The organism is Mycobacterium sp., from assembly GCF_032162105.1.
Lineage (GTDB): Bacteria > Actinomycetota > Actinomycetes > Mycobacteriales > Mycobacteriaceae > Mycobacterium.
In genome coordinates this window covers 1-2540 of the sequence record NZ_JAVRPS010000567.1, presented here as the reverse complement: position 1 = coordinate 2540, position 2540 = coordinate 1, and the positions used below count along the sequence as shown (strand labels likewise).

Genomic DNA, 2540 nt, shown 5'->3' with positions numbered 1-2540 from the left:
TGATCACCAGTCCGAGACCACGCCTACCGATCGCGGCCCCCGCGATGGAGTCACGGTGGCCGGAGCGGAAGTCTGCTGCCAACATCTTGGCACCCGCCACCGACAACCACCCACCCCAACACCGCTCAACTTCTGCGCGGTCACCACCAGCACCTCCAAACCCTTGCGCGTGTGCGGTACCAAGCGGTACCGTACAGCACACGCCGATGGTACATCGTAGTACCACTAAGTGGGTTGGAGAGTCCTGTGAGCCAAACGACCACCGATGAACGTTCGACGGCAGGCCTCACCCTGGCGGTGAACCTTCCGCCCTGGCCGCGCATTCCGACGTTCTTCCAGGGCATCGCCTACGCGGTGTCGAGGCAATGGACGGTGAACCAGATCGCCCGCCGCTACGGCGACGTCTTCACGATGAAGTTGCCGGTCTTCGGTCGCACCGTGATCGTCACCAACCCGCAGATCGCCAAGCAACTGTTCACCGCCAACACCGAAGACGTGGGCAACATCCAGCCCAACCTCAGCCGGATCCTCGGCTCAGGATCGGTGTTCGCGCTCGACGGCGCCGAACACCGTTTGCGCCGCAAGCTCCTCACCCCGCCCTTCCACGGCAAGAGCATCAAGAACTACGAGAAGATCTTCGAAGAGGAGACGCTGCGCGAGTCGGCGAGCTGGCCCGAGGGGCAGGAGTTCGAGACCATCGAACCGATGATGCGGATCACGCTGAACGCCATCCTGCGCGCGGTGTTCGGCGCGGACGGCGAGCAACTCGACGAACTGCGCCGCATCATCCCGCCATGGGTCACGCTCGGCTCGCGTCTGGCGGTGCTGCCGGTGCCATCGCGGACGTACGGCAGGTACAGCCCGTGGGGCAGGCTGGCCGCGTATCGCCGCCAGTACGACGCCGTCATCGACAGGCTCATCGACACCGTCAAGCTCGATCCTGAATTCGAGAGCCGCGACGACGTCCTGACGATTCTGCTGCGCAGCACCTACGAGGACGGCTCTGCGATGTCCCGCCGCGACATCGCCGACGAGCTGCTCACCCTGCTGGCCGCCGGTCACGAGACCACGGCGGCCACGATGGCCTGGGCGTTCGAACGAATCAGCCGCCATCCGGACGTTCTCGCCAAGCTTGAGGGCGAGGCGGAAACCGAAGGCAACGAGTATCGCCAGGCCGCCCTCCTCGAGGTGCAGCGGGTGCGCACCGTCATCGACTTCGCCGGCCGTCACGTCTATGCGCCCAGTTTCCAATTGGGCGATTGGGTGGTGCCACGGGGCTACTCGATCACCGTGGCCATCGCCTCGATCCACGAGCGCGAGGCCGACTATCCCGACGCAGGCCGCTTCGACCCGCAGCGCTTCGTGGGTACGCGGCCGACGGCGTCCTTCATACCGTTCGGTGGCGGCACCCGGCGCTGCGTTGGTGCGGTGTTCGCCAACGTCGAGATGGACGTGGTGCTGCGAACGGTATTGCGTCACTTCACGATCGAGACCACCGCCGCGCCCGACGAGAAGCGGCACTCCCGTGGCGTGGCCTACACGCCCAAGGCCGGCGGTCGCATCGTGGTGCGGCGCCGGGCGGCCCCGCTGGGCTGATTACTGGCTCGCGTTCTCCCGCTTCGGCAGCTTCCAGCCGGCGCGCGGGAAGTGGCAGGTGTATCCGTTCGGATACTTCTCCAGGTAGTCCTGGTGCTCCGGCTCGGCCTCCCAGAAGTCAACTGCCGGGGTGACCTCGGTGACCACCTTGCCTGGCCACAGACCGGACGCCTCGACGTCCGCGATGGTGTCCAGCGCGACCCGCTTCTGCTCGTCGTCGTTGTAGAAGATCGCCGACCGGTAGCTGGACCCGACGTCGTTGCCCTGGCGGTCCTTCGTCGTCGGATCGTGGATCTGGAAGAAGAACTCGAGCAGCGCGCGGTAGTCGGTCTGCGCGGGGTCGTATTCGATCTCGATGGCCTCCGCGTGCCCAGGATGGTTGCGGTAGTTGGGGTGGTCGTTCTTGCCGCCGGTGTAGCCGACGCGCGTGGCCCCCACCCCCGGTTGCTTGCGGATCAGGTCCTGCATGCCCCAGAAGCAGCCGCCTGCCAGGATCGCGGTCGCGGTGTTCGTCATGCCTGTGCCTCCTGGTTCGAAAAGAGCGTCGCGTACTCGCCGTAGCCCTCGGTCTCGAGGTCGTCGAGGTGGATGAATCTCAGCGAAGCGGAGTTGATGCAATAGCGCAACCCGCCCTCCTCGCGCGGCCCGTCGTTGAACACGTGGCCGAGGTGACTGTCGCCGTTCGCCGACCGCACCTCGGTGCGCATCATGAAAAGGGATCGGTCGCGCTTCTCCACCACGTTGTCGGCATCGATCGGCCTGGTGAAGCTGGGCCAGCCCGACCCGCTCTCGAACTTGTCCGTCGAGGCGAACAACGGCTCGCCGGAGACCACGTCGACGTAGATGCCCGGTTCGTGGTTGTCCCAGTACTCACCGGTGAACGGACGCTCGGTGCCGTTCTCCTGGGTGACCTGGTACTGCTCGGGCGACAGGGCCTGCACGGC

3 protein-coding genes are annotated in these 2540 nt (G+C 65.9%); 1 reads left to right on the top strand and 2 read right to left on the bottom strand.

Annotation, left to right across the window (positions count from 1 at the left end):
• Positions 1–234 precede the first annotated feature (234 nt).
• Positions 235–1596 carry a cytochrome P450 gene (locus QOC69_RS28950; RefSeq protein WP_526445964.1) on the top strand — a complete coding sequence of 454 codons (1362 nt, stop codon included), beginning with the start codon at positions 235–237 and terminating at the stop codon, positions 1594–1596.
• On the opposite strand, the gene msrA is transcribed toward QOC69_RS28950, so the two are convergent.
• Together msrA and msrB are read right to left on the bottom strand one after the other, a co-directional pair.
• The gene (gene msrA / locus QOC69_RS28945) at positions 1597–2112 is read right to left on the bottom strand and encodes a peptide-methionine (S)-S-oxide reductase MsrA (protein WP_526445963.1); all 516 of its coding nucleotides are present in this window, start codon (positions 2110–2112) and stop codon (positions 1597–1599) included.
• A partial coding sequence (msrB, locus tag QOC69_RS28940) for a peptide-methionine (R)-S-oxide reductase MsrB (protein ID WP_526445962.1) occupies positions 2109–2540 on the bottom strand: 432 nt, incomplete at its 5' end. The genes msrB and msrA, both read right to left, overlap by 4 nt.

What these genes read in the sequence shown, in the direction of transcription:
- msrA (WP_526445963.1), bottom strand. Translation starts at nt 2,112, where the DNA reads ATGACGAACACCGCGACCGCGATCCTGGCAGGCGGCTGCTTCTGGGGC.